Genomic DNA, 18965 nt, shown 5'->3' on the forward strand with positions numbered 1-18965 from the left:
AAGGGAATTGGCCGCTTACGCGGAAATTCCGGTAATTTTGACTTCAGTAAACCACTGGCGGTGGCCCTGGCGCTTCATGCTGTGCTTGCGGCGACGGAACTTGATGATCGTCACCTTATCACCGCGGCCGTGGGAAACCACCTCGGCAGACACTTTTGCACCGCCAACCAGCGGTGCACCGACATTGACGTCGTCACCGTCGGCTACCAGCAGCACTTGGTCAAACTCGATCGTCTCGCCAGTGGCGACTTCGATCTTTTCAAGCTTGAGGGTCTGGCCTTCCTGAACGCGGTACTGCTTGCCACCGCTTTTAATAACTGCGTACATGTCTCTCTCCGGACGTCAATATTGCCGCTTTGATCACCGAAAACGGCGCTCATCAAAAATCGCTCTTGTCGACCTGCGGCGAGTGGCGCCCCTTTTGGCAGCCATCTGACAGGGAGCATGATGAGTGGGTCGCGGATTATAACGATGATTGCGTTTTGCTACAAGGCCTATTGCGCCATTACAGATGATAGGGTATCACACACCCGCAGGCGCCTTGACGCCTAACGGACAGCCCCATAGCATGGCTTCAATTTAACGCGGCATATGCCGCCTCCATCTGCCGCGACGAACACTCCATGACCGCTAACGTCTCATCAGTCCAGCCTGCCAGCTCCACGCCCTCACCGCTGCACGCCGTGGTGGCGGATGACTTCGATGCCGTTAACCGGACCATCGTCGCCCAGCTCAATTCCAAGGTGCCGCTGGTCGAAACCATCGGCCAGTACATCACCGAGAGTGGCGGCAAGCGCCTGCGGCCACTGCTGGCGTTGCTGGCGGCACGTTCGCTGGGTTACACCGGCGACAAGCATATCCCCCTGGCTACGCTGATCGAGTTCATGCATACCTCCACGCTGCTGCACGACGACGTGGTCGATGAATCGCACATGCGCCGGGGCAAGAAAACCGCCAACGACGCCTGGGGCAATGCGCCATCAGTCCTGGTTGGCGACTTCCTCTATGCACGCTCGTTTCAGATGATGGTCGACGTCGGCTCGATGCGCATCATGGCGATTCTGTCCGGTGCCACCTGCGTCATCGCCGAAGGCGAAGTTCAGCAGTTGACCAATATCGGCAATCCCAGTGTTTCAGAAGACGACTACTTCGAGACGATTCTCGGCAAGACGGCCATGCTCTTCGAAGCCGCTTCCCACAGCGGCGCGGTGCTTGCTGAAGCCACCCCCGAACAGGAACAGGCGCTGCAACTCTACGGGCGTTATCTGGGATTGGCGTTTCAGTTGATCGATGACCTGCTGGATTACCAGGGCGACGCCGAGGCCATGGGCAAGAATGTCGGCGACGACCTGGCCGAAGGCAAACCGACCCTGCCGCTGATCCATGCCATGGAACAAGGCACCCCCGAACAGGCCAAGCTGATTCGCCAGGTCATTCGCGATGGTGGGCTTGAGCAACTTAACGCGGTGCTCGACATTGTTCACGCCACCGGCGCGCTGACTTACACCCGGGCGCGGGCCGAGGAAATGGCCGATAAAGCACTTTCCCAGCTTGACGCTCTGCCTCCCAGCCCCTACCGGGACACGATGGCAGAGCTCGCTCGCCTGGCGGTTGACCGACAAACATAATTGCGTTTTCAGCCCTGGCAAGACTTGAAAAAAACCGCCTGACTACGTATTATGCCCCTCCGTTGTCGCACCATGCGGCAAAAAATCGGAATATAGCTCAGCTTGGTAGAGCGCTGCCTTCGGGAGGCAGAGGTCGTAGGTTCGAATCCTGCTATTCCGACCAGAATTCCATGAAAACGGCCACTTCGCTATTACAGCAGGTGGCCGTTTTTTTGTTGGCCTTTCATGTGTCAGCAATATGTCAGCCCCCGTAACGCACCACGGTGGGAGGGGGGCTTTATACCCACACAGATTGACCGCTGGCAGGCAATGGTCAGACAGATAGAACTTTCCTTCTTGTCTTTTTGTCCATACAATTAAAGTCATGATAATCGACTTTGACCCGGACAAGAGCGCTCGCAATGAGAAGGAGCGCGATCTACCTTTCACGGCGGTTGAACGCTTTGATTGGGAAGGCGCGCTTTTCCATGAAGATGACCGCTACGACTATCCAGAACAGCGCTTCATCGGGTTAGGCAAGATCGGGCAGCGGGTGCACGTGGTGTGCTTTACGCCCACTGAAAACGGCATTCGGGTCATTAGCCTGAGGAAAGCCAACACACGGGAGGTAAAGCGCTATGAAAACGTGGCTCACGAATAAAGACGGCGAAGTAAGAGAACTTACAGACCGGGACGTTAAGCAGATGCGCCCCATGTCTGAGGTTTTACCCACCAACCTACAGCGCACCATTGGTCAGCGTGGTCGCCAGCAGGCACCCACCAAGGTAAAGACTTCCATTCGCTTATCACCGGAAGTGATTGAGCACTTCAAGGCACAAGGCGAAGGCTGGCAGCGTCGTATAGATCAGGCGCTGAAAACGTACATACAAGAGCACAGTTAAAGCCGATAACGTGGCTTTAACTCAACCTCTGTTGCCTAACATCTCTTCTAACTTATCGATGGGCCGTGTAACAGCGGCACCACGGTAATCCATATCAGCGCGGATAACCGGCTGGCAGGTCAGGCGCTCCACCAGGATGTTCTCTCGCTGCTCGAAGCGCAGAAACGCGCCCAGAAGTCCGTTTTTCGCTTGTCTTAATTTTTATCTTCCCCCCCCCCGGCCACTCTCCACATGGCCGGGGTTTGGTTGCTGCATTCTTCTGGCGAGGGCAACCAACGACGGGCGTATGATCAGGGGCTCTTAGTACCTTCAATACGGTCGCGACCGCTACGCTTAGCCTTATAGAGCGCATCGTCAGCGTCCTTGAGCAGCGACGAGAAGCTTTCCGAATCTACAGTTGATTGGCTGGCGAGGCCGATGCTTAAGGTCACCAGGCCAGAGCCGGACGTAGGATGAGGAATCGCACTGCGACGCATACCGTTGCTGATTCTTTGGGCCACCTGCTGAGCGAGTGACAAGGGTACATCCAGCATCAAGACAAGGAATTCATCACCACCCAATCGTATCGGGTAGGCCTCACTGACCCTGAGACTGTTTCGAATCACCTGGGCTACCTGCTGCAAACATCGGTCACCCTGCAAATGTCCCAGGGTATCGTTATAGGGTTTAAACTGATCAATATCGATCATCATAGCGGTCACTTGATAATGGCGACCTTTACTCACCAACAACTTACTCAAGCGCTCCAGAGCCCGGCGATTACCCATATCCGTCAGCAGATCGGTTTCCGCCTTGACCAGCGCATTCTGGTATTCCTGGTTTAACGCGGTCGTCATCTTCTTTGCTTGAGTGATATCCACACCAATGCCTAGCAAGCCGCCGCCTGAAACCAGGGTTTCCGTCATCAACAGCCAGCGGCCATCCCATGCGTCAACTTCAAACTGGCGATAGGTTTGCGTGCGACGTTTGGTCAGCGCCTTGCGAATCCAAAGCTCAATATCAGGCGTCTCAATAATCATCCCGTGACCTTTGGCATAGTTGTCACGCATGATATCCGGCCAGGTGGGATACGTACCCCGCTCATGGCAGATGAGGTCGTAATATTGAGCATTGGCATAAAGTAACCGGTCCTGGTTGTCGAACAGGAAGATCGCAGCACCACTGTTATCAAACAGGCGGGCTGTCACCGGCAAAATATGCGCTAGCGGGTCTGAACTATCATTCGACGAAAACGTCACGATAACGGCCCCTGCTACTATTCGATCAGATTGCCAGCTATAACAGATAGACGTCAGCAAGCCTATTCAATTAACCATACGTCGGCATTATAAAACGTTTGATGCTGGCCCCGCCCTGTCTACCCCGGTGGATGGATCAACCCCACCACGCTGACCAGAATCAGCACCGCGCCCAACACACGAAAGAACAGCCCGGTGTCTGCTTTGAGCATATAGCGGTGGGCCTTCTCGCCGAGCAAATGGCCAATGAACGCGCAGGGCAGCAGCCACAGTTGGTGTATCAACTGAAGGTCGACGTCTGCGATGACGAACGACACCATCTTGATCACCACCAGGATGAACCACAGCACAAAGAGGGTATCCCGCAGTTGTTCCTTGGCGACATGCGTGGCGAACACCGCCACGATCAGCGGCGCACCGATCAGCGAGGTACCGCTGACATAGCCACCCAGTGCCAGCAGCACATAGTCCACATACTTGTTCTTGCTCTTGAACGGCTTGTTGAGTACATAGCCAATGGCATAGATGATCACGATGCCGAAGATGATGCTGGTCATCACGTTAGCCGGCAGTGTCAGCAGCCCCACCACGCCGATCAGCTTGGGGATAATCATGATCTTCAAGGCTCTTGCCAGATAGCCCCAATCGATATTACTCGCCGGTGCGGCGCCTGCTCCCCCTTCTTGCTGCACTTGACGATGCCCGCGCCAGGCAATCCAACTGGAGAAAATCAGCAGGTGAATGGCAATAATCGGCAGGAAGACCAGGGGCTCGTTCACCACCAACAGCAGAAACGGCAGCGCCAGCACGGCACCGCCGAAACCCAGGCTCGTCCTGACAAAACCGCTCCAGGCAAAAATTAGCCCGATCAATGCATACTGGTACCAGAGTAGATCCGTCATTGGTTCGCCTGCCTAACCATCGTCGTTATTGAAAGCCGTTATTGAGAAAAGGTCTCCACCGCCCACCAGGAAGGTAGTAGCGCACGTACATTAGCTTGCGCGAAACGATCATCCATTAATACCACAACGCCTTCGTCTTCTGGACTGCGAATCACCCGGCCAGCGGCCTGCACCACTTTGATCATGCCGGGAATGCGGTAGGTGTAGTCGTCACCCTGGCCAAAGCGTGCGCCCAGGCGCGCTTTCAGCGCTTCGTTGAAGTCGTTAAACGGCGGCAGGCCCAGGGTCGCAATAAAGGCGCCGATTAGCCGGTTGCCGGGCAGGTCGATACCCTCCGCGAAGGCACCGCCCAGCACCGCAAAGCCGATACCTTTTCCGCCGGGGGTAAAGCGCGCCAGAAACGCCTCGCGCTCGGCCTCCGGCATCCCCCGGGTTTGGCTGAACACGGGCACATCCGGGTGCGCCTCGCGAAACCGCGCCAGCGCTGCCGCCAGGTAGGCAAAGCTGCTGAAGAACGCCAGGTAATGGCCTGGCCTGCGCTGATACTGCTGCGCCATGGTAGCGACGATGGGCTCGATGGAGGCGTCCCGGTCACGAAAACGGGTGGAAATATCGCGTCGGATGCGTACCTCAAGCTGGCGGGCGGCAAACGGTGATGCCACTTCGCGCCAGACGGTCTTTTCCGGCAAGCCGAGCAGGTCCCGATAGTAGTGACCAGGGGTGAGCGTTGCCGAGAACAGCACCACCGAGTGCGCGGCGTTAAAGCGCGGGGCCAGAAAATCGGCGGGAATCAGGTTGCGAAGACCCAGCACCGCCCGCCCCCGCCCGTAGCGGGTAAGATCGCACAGCGAATGCTCGCCAAAGCGCTCGGCGAGGCGGCAGAACGCCAGCGCTTCGAACAGCAGTTCCTGGAGCTCCAGGCTGGCGTCTTCAGGGTGCTCACCCAGGTGATCGGTTACCGAAGCTCCTACCTGCTGAGCGGCAGCCACCAGTTTATCGGGCAGCGTCGTGAGCAGCCGATAATCCGGCTTGCCCGCTTCGCCTACCGCCTCCCGCCCCGCGTCTTTAAGCGACGTGTCTTTGCTAATCGTGTCTTTAAACAATGCCTGCCACTGGCGGGCTAAACGGTTCAAAGGCCGAGCAAGCGCTGGCGGCGCGGCACGGCGTACCCGGTTAAGGCGCTGCTGGTCGAGTTCGGCGCTGTACATGCCGCGGGCGCGCTCCACCAGGTTATGCGCTTCGTCGACCAGTACGCCCGTTCGCCAGTCGTTGGCCTGGGCCAGGCCGTGCAGCAGCGCGTGGCTGTCGAACCAGTGATTAACGTCGCCGACCACCACATCTGTCCAGCGCGCCAGCTCCTGGCCTAAGTAGTAGGGGCATACATCATGGCCCAGCGCCACTTCCCGCAGCGCGTCGCGATCCAGCCAGGCTTGCGCTACCGCCGCTTGTCGCGCCGCAGGCAGGCGGTCGTAAAAGCCTGCCGCCAAGGGGCACGACTCGCCGTGGCAGGCGCGGTCGGGGTATTCGCAGGCCTTGTCCCGGGCCACCAGTTCCAGTACCCGCAGCGGCTGGGCTTCCTCGCCCTGGCTAGCGCCCAGGGTGGCAAGTGCATCCAGCGCCAAACGGCGGCCGGGGGTCTTCATGGTGAGAAAGGCGATACGATCGAGCTGCTGACGCGGCATGGCCGAGAGCATGGGGAACAGCGTGGCCACGGTCTTGCCAATTCCCGTGGGTGCCTGAACGAGCAGGCAGCGCCCGGTGCTGGTGGCTTTATAGACGTCTTCAGCGAGCTCGCGTTGGCCGGGGCGAAACGCGCCGTGAGGAAAGCCTAGCGTTTGCAGGCAGCTGTCGCGGTACTGACGATGGTCGGCTTCCTGCTCCGCCCAGGCGAAAAAGCGTTGGCACTGGGCCGTAAAAAACGCCTGCAACTCGGTAGCGGACGCCTCCTGGTTAAGCAATGTCTCCTTGCCACTGGCGATCTCCAGGTACACCAGTGACAAGGTGATGTGCGCCAGGCCGCGCTCTTTGCAGAGCAGCGCGCCGTAGACTTTCACCTGCGCCCAGTGCAGCGCGCGCTGGTTATCGGCCATGCGCTCCAGGCTGCCGCGGTGGGTTTTGACTTCTTCCAGGCGGTTGGCCGCAGGGTCAAAACCATCGGCGCGGCCTGTCACCGTCAGCCCCTCAAAGGTGCCTGACAGCGGCAGTTCGGCGATATAGTCCGCCCCGCGGCGGCTGGTCACCAGCGTATGCCCTCGTATGCCTTCCTGGGCACTGGGCGCCGGGGTAAAGCGGTGGTCGAGATCGCCTTCGCGGGCGGTGAAATCGCACAGCGCCCGCACCGCCACCCGATAGCTCGCGCTCATGACGTTGGCCCGGCGCTATCCGCCCAGCGTACGTAACACACCGCGACAGGCATCTCATGACAATGAAAGAACGTGAGCCAGCGGCGCTGATTATCCTGCAGCCGGTCGCCGGGGCCTTTGACTTCGATCATCCGGTAGCGCGGCCTGCCCGCGGGTGCATCGGGCATCAACTGAATCAAATCCGGCAGCCCGGCGCGGTTGGCTTTCAAGTCACCCAGCAAGCGCTCGAAACAGGCCCGGAGATGCTCTGCGGGGATACACTCAAGCGCCAGCTCGACAAGCGGCTCATCGACAATTGGCCAGTGCACAAAGGGCGATGCCAGGCCAAATTTCTCCCGCCAGGTCGCCTGAATCACCCCACGATAGCTGCCGTCGTCCAGCCGCGCCAGGCAGGCATCGAAGGCGTCACGCCGCCGCGCCACGAAATCGTCGCGGTATAAATCGGCGGGGCCGTTATGAAAAGGATGAAAGAAGGCGCCGGGCAAGGGTGCAAATATAGCGGGCCAGCAGAGCAGGCCAAACAGCCCGGTGATCAGGCTGTTTTCCACATAGTAGACCGGCGCCTGCGGCTTGCCCAGGGCTTCAGCCACTGCCCGCTCGACACTTTGTGGCCCCGGCAGTGTGAGATCCCAACGCTCATGGGTCGGCTCAATGTCCCTCGGTACAACAGGCAGTTTAAGCCGCCGTCGCAAACGGGGCAGAATCCGCGCCAGCGCCTGACGTTCGGTTTCGTTGGGGCTGCTCTCAAGGGCTTGGGTGGCCAGCTCAAAGGCCGCTGGGTATTCGCCTTGGCGCTCCAGCACTCGTAACTGCCGAATGCGCGCATCGCTACTAGCTGACTCGCTATACAGCGTCAGCGCTAACGCCGCCTCCCCGCCGCGCTCTGCCTCGCGGCCGAGCTGCAGCAATAGCCGCGCACGCCGCGTGTCCAGCCAGCGGTTATCCGATGGTGGCGGCACGTCAGGGTGAAGCTCGGCGGGAAGTTCGCCCTCATCGAGACGTTGGCGCAAATAATGGAGCGCCAGGTAGGTATCGACTTCCTGACGCGTTTGGAACGCACGGGATTGCGGCGTAAAGGGCACCGTTTCAAACCGCTGCAGGCCAAGCTCGGTTAGAACGAACTCCGCCCAGTCCTGGCGCAGGTTGCCAAAGAACATCAGGCGCAGCCGATCGCAGGTATCCATCACGGTGAGGCGCACCACCCGGTCAGGCGCGTTGGGCCACCAGGTCTTAAGAGCAGCCGCTTTAGTGAACCTGCTTGCCAGCGTGTCATAAAGTACCGTTTTGGCACTCGATGCGTTAAGCCCGGCCGTGCGTATTTCATCGGCAAAAATGTGGCGAATTTCAGCCAGGCGCAGCTGATTGAACAGCTCGTCAATACCCAGCGCAGGCTGATCATCGACCCACCCCAGCGCAATCAAGGACGCCATCGCCGTGGCGCTGTCGCCGATCTCGGCATAGCGGAGCTTGCTAACCCGGAACAGTTCGCCTTTGCGCATCACCATGCGCACCAGCAGCGCCTGGGAGGCGCGCGGCAGGGTGTCGAACTGGTCCAGGAAATCGCGTTCGTCTGGCGAAAGCAGGTCAGCGTGGCGATCCCCCACCCAGTCCAGAACGAAGCGAAAGTTCGTCAGGTAGTAGAAAGGGTCGTCGAGGGAGGCGGTCGGCGTCGCGAAAGCACTGTTCATTTATCCATTATAGCAGTGCGAGGGTTTCGCCGTCATGGCGTAGGGAGATCTGTTTAACCCACCCGATGCTGCTTGAGCACGGTGAGGCTTTGTTCTTCTTCGTTTTGTGGCTGGGTGGGCGCTTGGCGGGTGCCGACCAGCACGTACCACTCTGCCTCACTCAGATAGCCTTCGCACCAACGCCCCAGATCAGCGGCACATGCCTCGCGGGTAAGCTCTCCAGCACGATAGTCATTGGCAAGGAGTAACAAGCTCTGGCGTGCCGCACGGGCACGCGCATCGCCGCCGTGTACCTTGGAAAGCGGGCAGCGTCTATCGTAGGCAGCGTTGGTCAAGGCATTTAACCAACGCTCCAGCTCATGTGCTTGAATACCGCCGTAAACGGCCACACGCGTACTCCCTGCCCTGTATGAAGGGCGATAGACTGCCCGAACTGACGCCGGGTGTCATCTTTTGATGTCTTAACTTATACCCTGTTTAAAGCCTTGTAGCACATTGACGACATTGATACCAATGTCGTCCACGGCATAGCCGCCTTCCATGAGCAACACCGTCGGCAGACCAGCCTGGGCAAGTCGTTGACCCAGCAGGCTAAAGTCGTCGCTTTTGAAGGTAAAAGCGCTGATGGGGTCGCCTTCGAAGATATCCACGCCCAGCGACACGATCAGCATGTCGCATTGTGCCTCCGTGATCCTGGCAAGGGCGTTATCCAGCGTGGCCATCCAGGTATCGACGGCCGTGCCCGGCGGCAGCGGGTAGTTGACATTGAACCCCTCGCCGCTGCCCCGCCCGGTTTCATCTGCATAACCTGAATAGTAAGGAAAGGTCACCTCGGGGTCGCCGTGCAGCGAGATAAACAGCACGTCATCGCGTTCATAGAAGATCTGCTGGGTGCCGTTGCCGTGGTGAAAATCCACGTCCAGAATCGCCACGCGGCGCTTGCCCGATGCCAGTGCTCGCTGCGCGGCGATCGCCGCATTATTGAAAAAGCAGTAGCCGCCATACTGGTCAAAAGCGGCGTGGTGACCCGGCGGTCGACACAGGCCAAAACTGGGCTCGCCGCTCGCAAGCGTCTGCTCGACAGCCCCTAGCGCCACATCTTTACTGGCCATCGCGGCTTCAAAGGTGCCCTCGCTAATTGAGGTTTCCGCCGCCAGGGCGTAATAGCCCAGCTTGGCGCTTACCACCCGGGGTATACGGTCACCACGCAGGGTGCGCGCCGGCCAGATATTGGGAATGGCCTCCCCTTCGTGTCCAGCGGCTACCCATTCGTGCCAGCAGTCGGCCAGGAAATTGACGTAGTCAGCATCGTGCACTGCCAGCACCGGCTCCAGGCCGTAGGCGCGCGGCTCGCAAAGCTCGCCCACCGCCGCCTGCTGGAGTTGCTTCAACACCAGATCAACGCGCTCGGGGCATTCGAAGGGGGCCACCAGCGCGCCGTCATGGAGTTCCGTTCTCGCCTGTCGCAGGCGGGTCTTGTCTAAATAAAAAATGTGCATGGTCTCTCCTGCCATCGGCAAAGGATCAGGGCTTGGCCAGGCTGATGCCCAGGCACGTTTCTGCCGCGCCGACTGACGCTTGAGCTGGTATTCGGCACGACTGGCGCTCGCCCGGTCGGGAAACGGCTGCGCACCCAGCAGCGCCACCGGCGGATTCGCACGGGTGAAACGCGCGCCTTTACCCGAGGCATGGGCGCGGTAACGCCTGGTCAAATTATTGGTGATACCCACGTAAGTGCCGCGCTGACATTCAAGCAAATAAAGATACCAGCTGCCGCCCCCCGGCGCAGGCACACGATCGGCTGACTGGGTCACCGCTGGCTCCTGACGACTGGCTGCTGGTCGAGCGCATCGATGAACGTGATCAAGCTCGCCAACGGCATGGGCCGCGCCAAGCCAAAGCCTTGGAAGACATCACAATGATAGTCCAGCAGTTGGTGATGCTGCTCAGACGTTTCGACACCTTCCGCAACGACGTTCAGCCCCAGGTGATGGGCCATGGAAATAATGCCTTTGACGATTGCGCTGTCGGCCTCACTTTGATGCAGTTCGTGTATAAAGCTGCGGTCGATTTTCACCGTACTCACCGGCAGGTGCTTCAAGTAATTGAGGCTCGAGAAGCCCGTGCCGAAATCATCAATGGATACCCGAACATCCATATTGCGCAAGGCGCGCAAGGTATCAATGGCGACCTCGGTATTTTCCATCAGAATTCCTTCGGTAATCTCCAGCGCCAGCTGCTTAGGCGGCAGGCCGGTGTCCGCAAGTGTCTGGTGAAGGCTGGCCAGAAAATTCGAGCGCTGAAATTGCAGTGGCGATACATTCACGGCTACCGACACCTCTCCCAGCCCTTGCTGGGCGAGGACTTGCATGTCATCGCAGGCGCGGTTCAACACCCATTCGCTGATCGGCATGATCTGCCCGGTGGCTTCCGCCAATGGAATAAAACGCGCCGGTGAGATAAACCCCTTTGTCGGGTGCGGCCAACGCAGCAAGGCCTCGACACCTTCGAGCTGGCCGTTGCGGTCAAGCAGTGGCTGATAATACAACTCAAACACCTGGTTCTCGATGGCCTCCTGCAGTTCGTTGCGCAATACCAGCCGCTCGCTGGCGGTATCGTTGAATGCCGCCGAAAACCATTGGTAGGCATTACGCCCACGCTGCTTGGCTTTATACATCGCCATGTCGGCCTGCTGGATCAGCATTTGCGGCTCCAATAAAGCCTCCTCACTGATGGCAATGCCCACGCTCGCGGTCAGATACAGCTCGTGCTCTTCGATATAATAAGGGCGCGACAGCGCCGCCAGCAGCCGTTCGGCCACCTCCACCACATCGACTTCATCGTTAACCTTTGGGTGCATAATGACGAACTCATCGCCACCCAGGCGCGCGACCAGGTGCTGTTCGCCCACCGCGCCGAGCAGTCGCTGGGCCACTTCCTCCAGCACCCTGTCGCCAACGGCGTGCCCCAGGTTGTCATTGATCGGCTTGAAGTCATCCAGGTCGACAAACAGCACCGCCACCCGCTGTTGCTGCGTTTGTGCTTTCGTAAAGGTGTCACTCAGGGTTTCTTCAAACAGCGACCGGTTGGGTAGTTGGGTCAGGTCATCGTGGGTCGCGTGATAGGCCAGCCGCGCTTCGAAGGCCTTGTGTTTGGAGATGTCGTGCTGCACACCCACGAAATGAGTCAACTGTCCATCGGGGTTGCGCACCGGGGCGATGTATAGATCATTCCAGAACAGGCTGCCGTCTTTGCGGTAATTACGCAGGGTCACATGAACATCACGCTGCTCACTCAGCCGCTGACGGATTTTTTCAACAACCTCCGGGTCAGTTTCCTCGCCTTGCAGGAAACGGCAGTTGTGGCCCAGTATTTCCGCCTGGTCATAGCCCGTCATCTGGGCAAAGGCATGATTGGCATAGACAATCGGCAGTCCCGGCTGTATTGCATCGGCGATGACCACCCCGTTAACACTGGCTTCCACGCTGCGCTCAAGGGTGCGCAGCCGAGATTCCTGCTGCCGCTTATCGGTGACTTCCTGGGCTATCCCATAAAGCCCCTGAATCTCGCCATCGATCACAATGGGAAGATTGATCAGGTCCATGATATGCGGCTCGCCAGCGCGATCGCGAATGACCAACTCATAACGAATGATGCTGCCCTGCATCACCGATTGATAGCGCAGATTGACCGACTCGATGTCTTCTTCGTAGATGAAACAATTGAAGTGGCTACCGATAATCTCATCAAGGGTATAGCCACTGATCGTCGCGCAAGTGGCATTGGCGGTCGCAAACCGACCTTGCTCATCAAGGGAGAAAACCGCATCCGGATGGTGGGTGAACAGCGAACGATAGCGCTGCTCGCTTTCCTCGAGCGAGCGGCGAACCTGAAAACGCTCAACCGCCAGCGCCATTAGCCCAGCGGCCTTTTCGATCAATAAGTGATCTTGCTCGTCAGGCACCCGAGGTTGGTGGGAATAGGTGGCGAAAGTTCCCAGCAGCTGGCCATTACTGCCCATCACCGGACTCGACCAGCACGCGACCAACCCCGCTCGCCGGGCAACCTCGTGAAACCCCTGCCAGCGCTCATCGTCGGCGATGCACTCACTGATCACCTGGCAACGCTGGTAAGCGGCGCTGCCGCATGCGCCCATCGAAGGGGCAATCCGCACCCGCTCGACCGCCTCGCGGAAGTCGTCAGGCAATCGCTTGCCCGCCACCAACGTCAGGTGGGTCTTCGCTTTATTCGCCAGCATGACCGAACACAGCGAACCGGGCAGCTGGCGCTCAAGCAACCGGCAAAGGCTTTCCAGAATATCGTCCAGAGGCGCTTCCTGGGCGATCATTTGCTGTATATGCTGCTGGTCCTCAAGGGTTTGACGCGCTTCCGCCAACTCTTTCGCCCGGGCAATACTGGCGACTACCAATCCAACGCAAAACGCCAGCAAACCACTCAGCATCAGCCCCACCATGGCAACCACCACGGGCGCGAAACCGGCCAGGTACCAGTTGTGATGGCTGCCTGAAAGCGCTTCCAGGCGCAGGCTGATCCCACCGGGCAAGCCCGCTTTGCGCTTCGCCAATACCCGCCCTGGGTGTAGCGCCCTATCTACCTGAGCGAGAGGTGGCTGCAGCATCAGCAGAGGCGTGCCGCTGCGACTCATGTTGACCTGAAAGGGGCCCAGCTCGAGACGCAAGTCATAGTTGAACAACACGGCCAGGTCGAGGCTCGCCACAAGCCGCTGATCCCGCTCGGCGAGCGGCATCGCCACAAACGCCAGGCTCGGCGTGTAGGGGTCAGAGATCACCACCCAGGGGCGATCAAAGGGCACCGATAACCACTCGGGTACCGATGGTTTGTCGAGCTGCTGCCGAAGCCACTCTTCGCTATCGGATGTTCGGGAATGAAACCAGATGGGATTCAAGCGCTCATCGACCAGGGCGATCGCCTGCAGGCTGGGGGTATCACGCAGATAGCTTTCCCCGTCCAGCGTCAGCAGCTCTTGATCGAAGTTGCCTGGCGCGGCGTTGATGCGCTCGGCCATACGCTGCAACAGTTGCAGCCGCGATTTGACCGCCTTTTCGGCGTTTAACTGCACATTATCCAGCAGATACCCGGCCTGCTGTTGCGTATCGTTGAACTGTTGCAGGCTGAGCATTCCCCAGGCCGCCGCACTGGCGGCTACCCCGGTCAGGCACGCCACTGCGGTGGTGCGGGTCAGGTTGAGCGGCCCGGGCGAACGGCGCAGGTAAACCCCCACCATGGCGGTTCCCAGCAGGAGTGTGAATACCACGACCGCCACCGGAGACGACGAGAACATCGGATCATCCAGCTCGATGCCTACCCATAGCCGGACCAGCATCAGCCCGCCAAACAGCCACTGGCCAAGCCCGCTGAATAACCAGAATAAACGACGCCTGGCCGTTGACTGGCCGCACCACAGCGCCAGCCCCACCGCCAGCAACATCAGCGCGCCAATACTGGTCATTCGCTCCTGACCGGTTAACCAGGAAGGGTCAGGGGAAGCAAGGACGTTATGGACAAGGGTATATAGCGCCAGCCCCGTTAGCGCCAGGGCGCACAGCCATCGCATACGCTGCCACCCTTGCAGGATGGCGAACACGCCGACACTGGCAAGGGAGGTGGCGATCGCTGCATCGGGGACCAGCGCGACGGCAAACAATGAATGGGATTCGGACAGGCCAAAGAGGCTGCCGACCACGCCCATGAGACCCAGTGTGGCGACGGTCATTAACAGCAGCGTATCTAACGCAAGGTCGCGGGCATTGATCGGCACGAGGGCAGTTTCTCCTGGTTAGTCTCTAATACCACTCCACACTGGCTAACGTGAGAAGGCTATTTTCTCGGTCAACGATTGAATCCTTTCCTCAACTGCCTTTTCTGCCGCGTACCTGGCACGGGTCAACTCACTTTCCGTCAGTTACTACACTGTATCGGCAGCTCAGCGGCTTGCGTGAGGGGCTTATCTTCAACGGTGAGCCAACCGGCACAACGGCATTGCCCCACGATGAAAGGCCCGCGAGATTAAGTGTACTTCATCAACGTCCCTTGTGTTTATCATGCTAAAGGCGGTATGCGTTTTGTTTAGGGAATAGGCGACAAATTAGGTATAGTGGTAGCGCACTAACATCAGACTGACGGAGTACGAATCACGATCGATCATTCTTTCCAAATTGCAGGAGGTTCTCCCTATGAAGGTTTACAAACCCGAGTGGCAGTGCACGTTTAGCGTAAACGAAGGCGCGGAAGAATCAGCTGGCTGGAAAGAGAGAATCGCGTGGCGTCTCAGAGGGGTTGCGGATCGGTTGGAGGGCGGCGGACGTACGGTAAAGATTGACTATCGCGTAACGCCGACCGTTAGCCAGTACGAGGTCGATACCTGCTTGGGTAAAGGCTTTGAGGTGACCCAGCGCTTGCTTTCTCAATTGGCACAACAGCAAGCCTGTGAAGATGTGATGCGCCATGCCAAGGCTGAGCTCTATGTAGAAGATCCTCAGCATTGATACGGTAGTAACCGTCCCACCCGACACCGGGTGGGACACCCGCCAGTTTTACTCATGACGTTGCATCGCTTTGCAACGCCTCTGTCATGTTGTCCAAAAATGCTGTACACGCCTCCAACTGGCTGCGCTCAACGTATTCATCGGGTTGATGCGCCTGGGCAATGCTGCCTGGCCCCAGAATGATCGTCTGCAAGCCCTGCCCCTGAAACTGCCCGGCCTCGGTCGCATAAGCCACCGCGTGGTCGCAGCACCCTGCTGGCAAATGCTCTTTCGCCAGGCGTATGACGCGGTCGTTATCACGATCCGCAAGTCCCGGCACTGTCACATTCAACGCTTCGGTGGTGATCTCAACCTGCTTGTCTTTGGCCTGCAGTTCAGCACTGAGCTGCGCGCAGAACGCTTCAAAGCGCGCGTATATGTCGTCGAAGGTCTCCGTGGGCAGGTGACGAATCTCCCACTCAAACTGGCACTCCCGCGCCATGATATTGATCGCCGTGCCGCCCTTTATTTTGCCGACGTGCAGGCTGGTATGGGGCACGTTGAAGGCCTCATCGACGCGGCCCTCGTCGACCAAGGTCGTCATGGTGTCCTCGATAAAGGTCACCAGCCTTGCCGCGACGTGAATCGCCGAGGTGCCCTGGTTGACCTGACTGCTGTGAGCCTCGCGCCCGGTGACGGTGGTGCGTAGGTTCGTCGCCCCCTTTTGCGCCACGACCGGCTGCATGCTGGTCGGCTCGCCGACAATCACATGGGCAGTGGTCGAGTATTGCTCGCAGAAACGCCGAATCAGAGCCGGCGCGCCCACACAGCCGATTTCTTCATCGTAGGAAAATCCCAGGTAAACAGGTTGCTTGAGTGGCGCACGCACCCAATCGGGCACTTTGGCCAGGACGCAGGCAAGAAAGCCTTTCATGTCGCAGGTGCCGCGCCCGTATAACCGACCATCGCCGCCATCGCGCAGGGTGAAGGGATCGCTCGACCAGGGCTGCCCCGCCACCGGCACCACATCGGTATGCCCGGAAAGCATGACACCGCCCGGCGCATCAGGGCCAATACGGGCAATCAGGTTGGCTTTATTGCCACACGGGCTCATCACCCGCTCGGCGTCAACACCATGGGAAGCCAGGTAATCTTCCACGTAGCGGACCAGTGCCAGGTTGGATTCGCTCGAGGTGGTATCAAACGCCACCAGCCTTGTTAACAGTCGTTCCGCGTCGTTCATTATTGCCCTTCCTGTCATTGGCTATCTTCCCGCAAGCCTATCACCCCGCCCCGTGGGCGCCTACATCGGCAAGTTGTCATAGGGAGTTCATCTGGTATTCACCTAAACGTCATCTGCACTTTCTACAGTCGATGCGTCCCGAAAACCTTAACAAACGCATGGTACCGCCTGATTCATTTCAGGCCCACAAAGGAGCTCCTTATGTCTCGCTTTACACTGCACGCGCTTGCTGTGGGGGTGGCGACGGCCAGCCTAAGCCTTTCTGCTCAGGCGGCCACAGAGATTAGCTGGTGGCACGCCATGGGCGGTCAGCTTGGCGAAATCCTGGAAGGCATTACCGAAGACTTCAACCAGTCCCAGGATGATTACCGCGTTAACCCCAGTTACCGCGGCACCTACACGGAGACCATGACCGGTGCAATCGCCGCCTTCCGTGCCAATGAGCAGCCGCACATCCTGCAGGTCTTTGAAGTCGGTACCGGCACCATGATGAACGCCGAAGGCGCCATCTATCCCGTGCATGAACTGATGGAAGCGCACGGCCGCGCTTTCGATAACGATGCCTTCCTGCCCGCCGTGGTGGGTTATTACACCGACACCAACGGCAACATGCTGTCGTTCCCGTTCAACTCGTCCACGCCGATCATGTACTACAACCGCGACATGTTCGAGGCAGCGGGCCTGGATCCCGAGCAGCCCCCCGAGACATGGCAAGAGGTGGTGGATGTCTCTCGCCAACTGGTGGATGCCGACGTGGCAAGCTGCGGTTTTACCACCTCCTGGCCCAGCTGGGTAATGCTGGAAAACTTCTCTGCCATGCATAACTCGCCGTTAGGCACGCTGGAAAATGGCTTTGGCGGGATGGAGACCGAGCTCAACTTCAACAACGAACTGGTCGCCCGCCACTGGGATAACCTCCACGACTGGCAGGAAGAAGACATCTTCCGCTGGGCTGGCCCCGGCACCGGCCCGGACTCCGAGCCAATGTTCTACTCCCAGGACTGCGCGATTTTCTTTGGCTCTTCAGCCTCTCGCGCCGATGTCGCCGCCAATTCAGCATTTGACGTCGGCTTTGGCATGCAGCCCTATTACGCCGATATAGAGGATGCCCCGCAGAACTCGATTATCGGTGGCGCGACGCTTTGGGCACTGCAAGGCCATAGCGAAGAAGAGTACGCAGCCGTTGCGGCCTTCTTCGAGTACCTTTCCCAACCCGAGGTACAGGCCGAGTGGCACCAGCAAACCGGTTACCTGCCCATCACCCAGGCCGCCTGGGACCTGAGCGAAGAGCAGGGCTATTACGAAGAGAACCCGGGGGCAGATATTTCGCTTGAGCAGATGACCCTCAACGAGCCAACCGAAAACTCCAAAGGCCTGCGTTTTGGCAATTTCGTGCAGATCCGCGACATCATCTCCGAAGAGATGGAAGCCGTGATGACCGGCGATAAATCCGGCCAGGAAGCGGCGGACGATGCCGTGGAACGCGGCAATGTGCTGCTGCGGGACTTCGAAGCCGCCAATCAGTAACCAGGCACTGACATCGCCGCTTACCCAAGGGTAGGCGGCGCTTTCGTTTCGGCTGTGTTCAAGAGCTGCCCATGCAAACAAAACGCATGACCTTTCCGGGGCGCTGGCTCCCTTTCGCCCTGCTGGCCCCCCAGGTGGTCATCACGCTGATTTTCTTTATCTGGCCGGCGGGCCAGGCGCTGTATCAGTCGCTGCTGCGGGAAGATGCCTTTGGCCTGAAAACCACCTTTGTGGGCCTTGAGAACTTTGCCCGCCTGTTCCGCGACGGCAGCTATCTCAATTCGCTGTCGGTGACGGCGATCTTCGCGGTAGGCACCACGCTGGTATCCATGTCGGTGGCGCTGCTACTGGCCAGTACCGTCAACCGGATGCTTCGTTCGCGCAGCACCTACACCACCCTGCTGGTCTGGCCCTACGCCATCGCGCCCGCCCTCGCGGGCGTTTTATGGTGGTTCATCTTCAATCCCTCCATCGGCATCGTGCCTTACATGCTGGAGATGGTGGGTTACCAATGGAACCACCGCAATTCAGGCAGCGACGCCATGCTTCTGGTGATTCTAGCCGCCGCCTGGAAGCAGGTCTCCTATAACTTCCTGTTCTTCCTGGCGGGGATGCAGTCCATTCCACAATCGCTGATTGAAGCGGCCGCCATTGATGGCGCCAGCCCCATTAAACGCTTCTGGACAATCGTCTTCCCGCTGTTGTCGCCCACGACCTTTTTTCTGATGGTCGTCAACGTGGTGTACGCCATGTTCGACACCTTTGGCATTATCCACGCCACCACCGAAGGCGGGCCTGCACAGGCCACCAATATCCTGGTTTATAAGGTGTATGCGGATGGCTTCATAGGGCTGAATCTGGGGTCTTCGGCCGCTCAGTCGGTGATGCTAATGGTGATTGTGGTCGCGCTGACCGTGATTCAGTTCCGCTTTATCGAGCGGCGCGTTAATTATTAACAGACGGTCTGCTAATCCGGCCTTGATGGAGTG

At 58.8% G+C, this 18965-nt stretch carries 15 protein-coding genes, 1 tRNA gene and 1 pseudogene; 7 read left to right on the forward strand and 10 right to left on the reverse strand.

The window, feature by feature from the left end; all coding sequences use genetic code 11:
* Window positions 1–15: 15 nt before the first annotated feature.
* The gene (rplU, locus tag BMX75_RS08705; RefSeq protein WP_027337601.1) at window positions 16–327 is read right to left on the reverse strand and encodes a 50S ribosomal protein L21; all 312 of its coding nucleotides are present in this window, start codon (window positions 325–327) and stop codon (window positions 16–18) included.
* Window positions 328–623: 296 nt separating this feature from the next.
* Between rplU and ispB the strand changes: the two genes are divergently transcribed.
* The 4 genes from ispB (at window position 624) to BMX75_RS08725 (ending at window position 2509) form a co-directional block, all read left to right on the forward strand.
* Window positions 624–1628 (forward strand): octaprenyl diphosphate synthase, encoded by a 1005-nt coding sequence (gene ispB / locus BMX75_RS08710; protein ID WP_066316239.1) that lies wholly within the window; start codon window positions 624–626, stop codon window positions 1626–1628.
* A gap of 86 nt (window positions 1629–1714) precedes the next feature.
* Window positions 1715–1791 (forward strand) — tRNA-Pro (locus tag BMX75_RS08715).
* Between the two features lie 201 nt (window positions 1792–1992).
* Entirely contained in the window at window positions 1993–2268 is a 276-nt protein-coding gene (locus BMX75_RS08720) for a BrnT family toxin (RefSeq protein WP_092827173.1), read from the forward strand.
* Entirely contained in the window at window positions 2246–2509 is a 264-nt protein-coding gene (locus tag BMX75_RS08725) for a BrnA antitoxin family protein (protein ID WP_092827175.1), read from the forward strand. The genes BMX75_RS08720 and BMX75_RS08725 overlap by 23 nt, the downstream gene beginning before the upstream one ends.
* Window positions 2510–2799: 290 nt before the next feature.
* Here the strand turns inward: BMX75_RS08725 and BMX75_RS08730 are convergent, their stop codons facing one another.
* The 8 genes and pseudogenes from BMX75_RS08730 to BMX75_RS18235 all read right to left on the reverse strand — a co-directional run bounded on the left by BMX75_RS08730 (window position 2800) and on the right by BMX75_RS18235 (window position 14500).
* The gene (locus tag BMX75_RS08730) at window positions 2800–3747 is read right to left on the reverse strand and encodes a sensor domain-containing diguanylate cyclase (RefSeq protein WP_139197157.1); all 948 of its coding nucleotides are present in this window, start codon (window positions 3745–3747) and stop codon (window positions 2800–2802) included.
* 119 nt (window positions 3748–3866) lie between these two features.
* Window positions 3867–4649 (reverse strand): sulfite exporter TauE/SafE family protein, encoded by a 783-nt coding sequence (locus BMX75_RS08735; protein WP_092827179.1) that lies wholly within the window; start codon window positions 4647–4649, stop codon window positions 3867–3869.
* A 38-nt stretch (window positions 4650–4687) separates the two neighbouring features.
* Window positions 4688–7012: an ATP-dependent DNA helicase gene (locus BMX75_RS08740; RefSeq protein ID WP_092827181.1), complete on the reverse strand. Its 2325-nt coding sequence runs from the start codon at window positions 7010–7012 to the stop codon at window positions 4688–4690.
* Complete coding sequence (locus tag BMX75_RS08745; protein WP_092827183.1) at window positions 7009–8700, reverse strand: VRR-NUC domain-containing protein; 1692 nt, start codon at window positions 8698–8700, stop codon at window positions 7009–7011. Before BMX75_RS08745 ends, BMX75_RS08740 begins: the two co-directional genes overlap by 4 nt.
* A 53-nt stretch (window positions 8701–8753) precedes the next feature.
* Window positions 8754–9089 (reverse strand): hypothetical protein, encoded by a 336-nt coding sequence (locus BMX75_RS08750; protein ID WP_092827185.1) that lies wholly within the window; start codon window positions 9087–9089, stop codon window positions 8754–8756.
* A 72-nt stretch (window positions 9090–9161) separates the two neighbouring features.
* Window positions 9162–10199, reverse strand: a complete 1038-nt coding sequence (locus tag BMX75_RS08755; protein ID WP_175474721.1) for a histone deacetylase family protein — start codon at window positions 10197–10199, stop codon at window positions 9162–9164.
* 69 nt (window positions 10200–10268) lie between these two features.
* Window positions 10269–10514: pseudogene (locus BMX75_RS18055) on the reverse strand (GIY-YIG nuclease family protein); the annotation flags it as partial.
* Complete coding sequence (locus tag BMX75_RS18235) at window positions 10511–14500, reverse strand: sensor domain-containing protein (RefSeq protein ID WP_092827189.1); 3990 nt, start codon at window positions 14498–14500, stop codon at window positions 10511–10513. The pseudogene BMX75_RS18055 and the gene BMX75_RS18235, both read right to left, overlap by 4 nt.
* Before the next feature lie 415 nt (window positions 14501–14915).
* Between BMX75_RS18235 and BMX75_RS08765 the strand changes: the two genes are divergently transcribed.
* A complete protein-coding gene (locus tag BMX75_RS08765; protein WP_092827191.1) occupies window positions 14916–15227 on the forward strand; it encodes a hypothetical protein in 312 nt (103 codons plus the stop codon).
* A 52-nt stretch (window positions 15228–15279) separates the two neighbouring features.
* Here BMX75_RS08765 and argE read toward each other — a convergent pair whose 3' ends face one another.
* A complete protein-coding gene (gene argE / locus BMX75_RS08770; protein ID WP_092827193.1) occupies window positions 15280–16449 on the reverse strand; it encodes an acetylornithine deacetylase in 1170 nt (389 codons plus the stop codon).
* A gap of 201 nt (window positions 16450–16650) precedes the next feature.
* Between argE and ugpB the strand changes: the two genes are divergently transcribed.
* Both ugpB and ugpA read left to right on the forward strand, forming a co-directional pair.
* Complete coding sequence (gene ugpB, locus BMX75_RS08775; RefSeq protein ID WP_092827195.1) at window positions 16651–17976, forward strand: sn-glycerol-3-phosphate ABC transporter substrate-binding protein UgpB; 1326 nt, start codon at window positions 16651–16653, stop codon at window positions 17974–17976.
* Between the two features lie 71 nt (window positions 17977–18047).
* Entirely contained in the window at window positions 18048–18932 is an 885-nt protein-coding gene (ugpA, locus tag BMX75_RS08780) for a sn-glycerol-3-phosphate ABC transporter permease UgpA (protein ID WP_092827197.1), read from the forward strand.
* Window positions 18933–18965 lie beyond the last annotated feature (33 nt).

It is taken from the genome of Vreelandella subterranea (assembly GCF_900111305.1).
GTDB classification, from domain to species: domain Bacteria; phylum Pseudomonadota; class Gammaproteobacteria; order Pseudomonadales; family Halomonadaceae; genus Vreelandella; species Vreelandella subterranea.

What these genes read in the sequence shown, in the direction of transcription:
- rplU (WP_027337601.1), bottom strand. Translation starts at nt 327, where the DNA reads ATGTACGCAGTTATTAAAAGCGGTGGCAAGCAGTACCGCGTTCAGGAA.
- ispB (WP_066316239.1), top strand. Translation starts at nt 624, where the DNA reads ATGACCGCTAACGTCTCATCAGTCCAGCCTGCCAGCTCCACGCCCTCA.
- BMX75_RS08720 (WP_092827173.1), top strand. Translation starts at nt 1,993, where the DNA reads ATGATAATCGACTTTGACCCGGACAAGAGCGCTCGCAATGAGAAGGAG.
- BMX75_RS08725 (WP_092827175.1), top strand. Translation starts at nt 2,246, where the DNA reads ATGAAAACGTGGCTCACGAATAAAGACGGCGAAGTAAGAGAACTTACA.
- BMX75_RS08735 (WP_092827179.1), bottom strand. Translation starts at nt 4,649, where the DNA reads ATGACGGATCTACTCTGGTACCAGTATGCATTGATCGGGCTAATTTTT.
- BMX75_RS08740 (WP_092827181.1), bottom strand. Translation starts at nt 7,012, where the DNA reads ATGAGCGCGAGCTATCGGGTGGCGGTGCGGGCGCTGTGCGATTTCACC.
- BMX75_RS08745 (WP_092827183.1), bottom strand. Translation starts at nt 8,700, where the DNA reads ATGAACAGTGCTTTCGCGACGCCGACCGCCTCCCTCGACGACCCTTTC.
- BMX75_RS08755 (WP_175474721.1), bottom strand. Translation starts at nt 10,199, where the DNA reads ATGCACATTTTTTATTTAGACAAGACCCGCCTGCGACAGGCGAGAACG.
- BMX75_RS08765 (WP_092827191.1), top strand. Translation starts at nt 14,916, where the DNA reads ATGAAGGTTTACAAACCCGAGTGGCAGTGCACGTTTAGCGTAAACGAA.
- argE (WP_092827193.1), bottom strand. Translation starts at nt 16,449, where the DNA reads ATGAACGACGCGGAACGACTGTTAACAAGGCTGGTGGCGTTTGATACC.
- ugpB (WP_092827195.1), top strand. Translation starts at nt 16,651, where the DNA reads ATGTCTCGCTTTACACTGCACGCGCTTGCTGTGGGGGTGGCGACGGCC.
- ugpA (WP_092827197.1), top strand. Translation starts at nt 18,048, where the DNA reads ATGCAAACAAAACGCATGACCTTTCCGGGGCGCTGGCTCCCTTTCGCC.